At 43.5% G+C, this 6,069-nt stretch carries 6 protein-coding genes and 5 tRNA genes; 8 read left to right on the top strand and 3 right to left on the bottom strand.

Translation table 11 applies throughout. The features are described from left to right. Window positions 1-18: 18 nt before the first annotated feature. Window positions 19-95 (top strand) — tRNA-Asp (locus EXZ60_RS18260). 274 nt (window positions 96-369) lie between these two features. On the opposite strand, the gene pssA is transcribed toward EXZ60_RS18260, so the two are convergent. Then, entirely contained in the window at window positions 370-1,710 is a 1,341-nt protein-coding gene (pssA, locus tag EXZ60_RS18255; RefSeq protein ID WP_088728575.1) for a CDP-diacylglycerol--serine O-phosphatidyltransferase, read from the bottom strand. Between the two features lie 98 nt (window positions 1,711-1,808). Then, window positions 1,809-2,291, bottom strand: a complete 483-nt coding sequence (locus EXZ60_RS18250) for a GNAT family N-acetyltransferase (RefSeq protein WP_277436109.1) — start codon at window positions 2,289-2,291, stop codon at window positions 1,809-1,811. A gap of 8 nt (window positions 2,292-2,299) precedes the next feature. On the opposite strand from EXZ60_RS18250, the gene murB reads away from it, so the two are divergent. Both murB and birA read left to right on the top strand, forming a co-directional pair. Continuing rightward, a complete protein-coding gene (gene murB, locus EXZ60_RS18245) occupies window positions 2,300-3,346 on the top strand; it encodes a UDP-N-acetylmuramate dehydrogenase (RefSeq protein WP_277436108.1) in 1,047 nt (348 codons plus the stop codon). Continuing rightward, entirely contained in the window at window positions 3,343-4,305 is a 963-nt protein-coding gene (gene birA, locus EXZ60_RS18240) for a bifunctional biotin--[acetyl-CoA-carboxylase] ligase/biotin operon repressor BirA (protein ID WP_094145052.1), read from the top strand. The genes murB and birA overlap by 4 nt, the downstream gene beginning before the upstream one ends. 13 nt (window positions 4,306-4,318) lie before the next feature. On the opposite strand, the gene coaA is transcribed toward birA, so the two are convergent. Beyond that, complete coding sequence (coaA, locus tag EXZ60_RS18235) at window positions 4,319-5,242, bottom strand: type I pantothenate kinase (protein WP_010318972.1); 924 nt, start codon at window positions 5,240-5,242, stop codon at window positions 4,319-4,321. A gap of 212 nt (window positions 5,243-5,454) precedes the next feature. On the opposite strand from coaA, the gene EXZ60_RS18230 reads away from it, so the two are divergent. From EXZ60_RS18230 to EXZ60_RS18210, 5 genes are all read left to right on the top strand, one after another. Then, window positions 5,455-5,530 (top strand) — tRNA-Thr (locus EXZ60_RS18230). A 30-nt stretch (window positions 5,531-5,560) separates the two neighbouring features. Continuing rightward, window positions 5,561-5,645 (top strand) — tRNA-Tyr (locus tag EXZ60_RS18225). Window positions 5,646-5,679: 34 nt separating this feature from the next. Then, window positions 5,680-5,754: transfer RNA gene (locus EXZ60_RS18220), tRNA-Gly, on the top strand. 10 nt (window positions 5,755-5,764) lie between these two features. Further along, window positions 5,765-5,840, top strand: a tRNA-Thr gene (locus EXZ60_RS18215). Window positions 5,841-5,941: 101 nt separating this feature from the next. Then, window positions 5,942-6,069, top strand: a 128-nt coding sequence (locus EXZ60_RS18210) for a GTP-binding protein (protein ID WP_235800309.1), incomplete at its 3' end; no start/stop codon positions are given.

Below are 6,069 nucleotides of genomic sequence, written 5' to 3'. Positions count from 1 at the left end.
TCTAACCAGACACGCTGCGGAGCGGTAGTTCAGTTGGTTAGAATACCGGCCTGTCACGCCGGGGGTCGCGGGTTCGAGTCCCGTCCGCTCCGCCACTTATTAAGAAGCCCTGCTAGTAATAGCAGGGATTTTTTCGTTTGAGTTTCAATGAGCTGCTTAAGTCGTTTTAAGCTATCTCTATTGCAACTAGATTCCCTGTGCTTATTCCTTGATGTCCTCTTGAGCGCTGAAATTCTTTTGGCTTATGTTCATCGAACAGAGTAGCTGCATGAAAGGCGCTACTATCTCAATCAATAGCCATATGAAAACAACGTGTAGGCATATAAAAAAGCCGACACGTTGTGTCGGCTAATCGTCTAGTGTTGTGCTTTACAGAATCTGTTTGAGCACTCTATCGGCCTTAACTCGCGTTACTTTGCGCAGTAGTTTTTGTACCGCATCAGGGTAGTTTTCTATCTTCTCTAGTTGTTTGTAGGTACAAACAAGTTGAGTATGTCGAAGGATGTTGTCGATCTCTTGCTCAAACTTAGGTGTTAAGTGGTGATAGTGATCTTGGATGAGAATGGCATTCTCGAGATCGAGCTTCCATGCTCTTGGATTTAAGTTATTACCAGTGATCAAGATGTAGCGCTTATCCACCCATACGCCTTTTAGATGGAAGCTATTCTCTTCATGTTTCCAGAGATGGATAGAAAGATTTCGACTGGCAATATGGGCTTCATTTACTTTGGCAAAACGGCGTAGATTAAGCTCATATAAATAAGGTAAGCCGCCGATTGTTTTGAAGGTTTGCTCTGGGGAAATATAGAAGTCGTTTGCCGTTTTATCGCCAACGACAATGTGAACTTTCACACCCCGTTTCAATGCTTTCTTAACTTCTTTAGCGACACTTTTTGGGAAATTGAAATACGGAGTGCAGATAAAGACTTCATCTTTAGCATGAGCGATCAGTTGGTTAATATTGTGGTTGAGTTTATTTCGACGCTTTCCAATACCTACCAGTGGCGTCAAAGCCACTTGATCGGCTGTTGGGATCTGTGACTCAAACTCATAGTTTGCTGTTGCTAGAGAGGCTCTAAATTGCCGAATTTCAGTTTTGATATCTTTCGTCGTTGGCTTCGATGTGTTTGATAAGTCATTGACAGCAGGATGACTTATCATTTTTTGCTGAATAAATTGTACCATGCTATCGGCAAGAGATTGGTTGTCGATGGTGTGATAGCGGTCGAATCGATAGCGCTCTTTGTGATGCAAATAAACGTTATTAAGGCTTGCTCCGCTATAGATCACCTGGTCGTCGACAATAAAACCTTTGAGATGTAAAACACCAAAAACCTCGCGACCTCGCACGGGGATGCCGTATACGGGAATGGCGTGTTCGTGGTTCTGAGAGAACTCTTGATACATTGAAGCATTGCCTTCCGAAGCGGCCGCACCAATTAATCCACGTTGCGCTCTATGCCAATCAACGCAAATCGCAATATCTAAGCCAGGGTTTCTTTGCTTGGCATTATATAGCTCCGTTAAAACTTCTCTGCCTGCTTCGTCATCTTCTAAATACAGCGCTACAAGATAGATTCGTTTACTTGCCTGACGGATCGACTGGATCAGATGATTTTTAAATTCTTTTGCCGAAAATAAAACTTCAAAATGATCCGGTGATTGTGCGATGGTCGGCAATCGCTCGAATGGGTTTCTATGAGCAATCATATTGGATGATTTACCTTACTTATTTGCAAAATTGCGAACTGGGGATATTACCAAATTCAACGGTTCAATTGCTAGAAAAGCCGCGCATTCTCGTCATACTAGCCTAGGTATCTCATAGGAATGAGATCTTTACCACTGGATACATACCGCTCAAACCGTTGCATAAGAGCTATTGGTAGTTCTTCTGTCATTATGGAGTGAAAACCATGACGAGCATAAAAGGGCTCAAGATGAGCGTATGCGAAGCAATAATCCTGATTATTGAGAATATTCTCGCTGCAATAATTGAGCAACTGCGACCCAATCCCTTTTTTTTGGTTTTCTGGCAGCACAAGCATGCCAGTCAGTAATCGATATACATCAATATTTTTAAATCTGACAACAGCAGATATCTGCCCATCGAGCGTGCCTATAACGCACAATTCATCTTTCCTAGCTTTTGCTGAAGGGTAATGTTCTTTGTACACTCGCTTGATCAAAGGAAGTTTTATCGGGGGGAGTATGTCAAATTGTAGTTGCCACATTTCTTCCTGCTTCGAATAGTTATCTGTTGTAGAATGGCGTGAGTTTAATTTATCCATAGAATGCCATGCAATTACATCCCAATGCGAGCTTAAAAAAATATCACACTTTTGGCCTAGAACAATCTTGTCAATTATTAGCTGAAGTTTTCTCTGTGCAAGATTTGGTGGAAATTTACCAGAGCGCAGAATGGCAGACTTTGCCTAAGTTGATGTTAGGAAAAGGTAGCAATGTTCTTTTTACTTGTGATTTTCATGGAATGGTTTTAAGCAACCAACTGAAAGGGTTACAGCACACGCAGGATGATAATTACCATTATTTGCATGTTTCTGGTGGTGAGGATTGGCCTTCACTTGTTGAATGGGCAGTGAAGCAAAACATTGCAGGTCTTGAAAATTTGTCTTTGATACCTGGTTGTGCAGGTTCTGCTCCTATCCAAAATATTGGCGCTTATGGTGTAGAGTTTCAAGATGTGTGTGATTACGTTGATTATCTCTGTTTAGACTCCTTAACCGTCAAGCGCCTGAGCGCCAAACAATGTCTATTTGGTTATCGTGATTCTATTTTTAAGCACGCTTTGCACAGTAACGCGATCGTTGTAGCGGTAGGACTAAAGCTATTGAAGCAATGGCAACCCGTACTGAATTATGGACCTTTGCAAGAACTGGATGGTCACACCTGCCAAGCTATTGATATTTATAAACGGGTATGCGCTACTCGCAATGCCAAATTACCCGATCCGCGGGTGCTAGGTAACGCAGGAAGCTTCTTTAAAAATCCAATTATTAGTTTAGAACATTGGCAGGCTCTTCTTGAGAGTCATCCCGATCTTGTTTCTTACCCCGTGGAAGAAGGCAGAAAAGTAGCGGCTGGGTGGTTGATTGATCAGTGTGGGCTCAAAGGGTATAGCTTAGGTGATGCTCAAGTGCATCCGAAGCAAGCTTTAGTGTTGGTAAATAAAGGTAGCGCTACAGCCTCTGACGTCATTCAACTAGCGATTAAAGTTTGCATAGCAGTTCAGGATAAATTTTCGATATCTTTAGAGCATGAAGTCCGATTTTTAGATGCGATTGGTGAAACGAACCTTGAGCATCTTGCTAAGGAATTAAAGTGAAAGAGCACAGTGTCAAACTATCATTACTTCGTCATCTGGCCAGTGGCGAGTTTTGTTCTGGTGAGTTGCTAGGAGCAGAACTTGGTATTTCTCGCGCCGCAGTCAGTAAGCATATTAAAGGGATTCAGGAGTGGGGAATTGATATTTTCCGCGTCCAAGGCAAAGGCTATCAGCTTGCTCAATCACTGAATCTACTTGATGCGACACAGATCCAAAATGCCGTGCGTAACCCTGTCGAGCTTTTCCCCATTATCGATTCAACCAACCAATACCTGTTAGAACGTGTGGATAACCTTGCTTCGGGAAGCGTTTGCTTAGCAGAGTATCAGGCTAATGGACGGGGTCGGCGCGGGCGTCAGTGGATATCGCCTTTTGGCAGCAATCTTTATGTTTCCATGTACTGGCGACTCGACGCGGGGATGGCGGCCGCAATGGGGCTTAGCCTTGTGGTCGGGGTCGCGATTGTGGAAGCGCTATCAAGTATCGGATTTGACGGTGTAAAGCTTAAGTGGCCGAACGACCTCTATTTTCAGGATAGAAAGCTGGCGGGCATTTTAGTAGAAATGACAGGGCAGGCTGGCGCAGCGGCACATTTAGTGATTGGGATGGGAATGAACATTTTCATGCCCGAAAATGAGCAAGCCATTGACCAGCCATGGGCAAGTTTGTCGCAGGTAGCCGACGGTCTGAAAATAGACAGGAACTTGCTCGCTATTGTCTTTATTCAATCATTAGACCAAGCGCTACGTGATTACGAGCTTTATGGGATGAAGGATTTTATACCGCGCTGGAATCGACTCGATAACTTTATTGGTCGAAAAGTTAAACTGCTTATGGGCCCCAAAGAGGTCTATGGCGTGGTGCACGGGATCAACGAATATGGAGCGGTGTTGCTAGAAACAGAGAATGGAATGGAGAGTTACATTGGTGGCGAAATATCGTTACGCAAGGCAGAGTAACCGCTTTACCAAACTATTTTCTTAGTAGTATCTCTTCCACAGTATGATTGAGGCCTTTACGCAAAACTAACTGAGCGCGCTCTTTGGTCGGTAAAATATTATGTTGCAGATTTTTACCGTTGATCGAGTGCCAAATGCTCTCAGCTTTTTCTCTCGCCTCTAGCTCAGACAGTTTTGTGTAGTGGCTAAAGTACGATCCCGTCTCCTTAAAGGCGCTGTGACGAAACTTCATAAAGCGTTCAACATACCACTTTTCAATAAGTTGACTGTCCGCATCGACATACAGTGAGAAATCTAAGAAATCAGATATAAACACTCGATGTGGATCGTGTGGATAATCCATGCCGCTTTGCAAGACGTTCAATCCTTCAATGATCAACACATCTGGCCTATCGACGACTTTCTCTTCAGTCGTGATGTCGTAAGTAAGATGTGAATAGATCGGCGCGCTTACATTTCTTTTTCCTGCTTTAACATCCGACACAAACTGTACCAGACGTTTCATATCATAAGATTCAGGAAACCCCTTTTTCCCCATAATTCCTCTTTCATTAAGAATTTTGTTGGGAAAAAGAAACCCATCTGTCGTAATCAGTTCAACTTTGGGATGATTCTCCCAGCGTGAAAGAAGCGCTTTTAACAAACGCGCCGTGGTACTTTTCCCAACGGCGACACTTCCTGCGATGCCGATGATAAAAGGAGGCGATATATCGGTATTACCGAGAAATTGATGCAAAACCGCATTTCGGCTTTGTCTGGCGGCTACGTATAAATTAAGTAAGCGAGCCAAAGGCAGATAAATCTCAGCCGTTTCTTTCATCGTTAGGTTTTCATTAATACCTTGTAGCTCTTTTAAGTCAGCCTCAGAGAGAGTCATTGGGACAGAGTTACGTAGCTCGGCCCATTGATTGCGATCAAAAGAGATATAAGGACCCATAAAATACCTAACGATGAATGACAGAAAAAAGAAGAGGATGAAACATACATTAAGGTGAAAAGAATGGAAATGCCTTAAACGATAGAATTGAGTGAGAAAACGCATTTTGCTTGAAAAAGCAACGAACAGGCGAGATTTATGGAAAATTGGTTTTTTTTTAATATTTAGGCTTGCAAGGCTGAGCATCATTCAATAGAATGCGCTCCACTTATGCCGACTTAGCTCAGTAGGTAGAGCAACTGACTTGTAATCAGTAGGTCACCAGTTCGATTCCGGTAGTCGGCACCATTCTTTTTCGAAAGAATGAAGAAAAAATTTGGAGGGGTTCCCGAGTGGCCAAAGGGAGCAGACTGTAAATCTGCCGGCTCCGCCTTCGATGGTTCGAATCCGTCCCCCTCCACCATATTCTTAAGGAAATAGCTCTCAGAGTTACGTGTGCGGGCATCGTATAATGGCTATTACCTCAGCCTTCCAAGCTGATGATGCGGGTTCGATTCCCGCTGCCCGCTCCAATTTTTGAGTGCTGATATAGCTCAGTCGGTAGAGCGCACCCTTGGTAAGGGTGAGGTCCCCAGTTCAACTCTGGGTATCAGCACCAGCTCTCCAAGCAATTATCTCCTTTTGATATATACTCCTTACCAATAATTTTGGTTGCGTGGTCATCAAAGCCACCTAAATCCGTACCTAGAGGGACAACTCATGTCTAAAGCAAAATTTGAACGTACGAAACCGCACGTAAACGTTGGTACTATCGGCCACGTTGACCACGGTAAAACAACTCTAACTGCTGCTATCTGTACTACACTTGCAAAAGTGTACGGTGGTGA

Origin of the sequence: Vibrio sp. 1151_11, assembly GCF_029478525.1 — a bacterium.
GTDB lineage: Bacteria > Pseudomonadota > Gammaproteobacteria > Enterobacterales > Vibrionaceae > Vibrio > Vibrio anguillarum.
The sequence above is the reverse complement of the archived record's forward strand: the minus strand, read 5'-3'. Positions and strand labels throughout refer to the sequence as shown.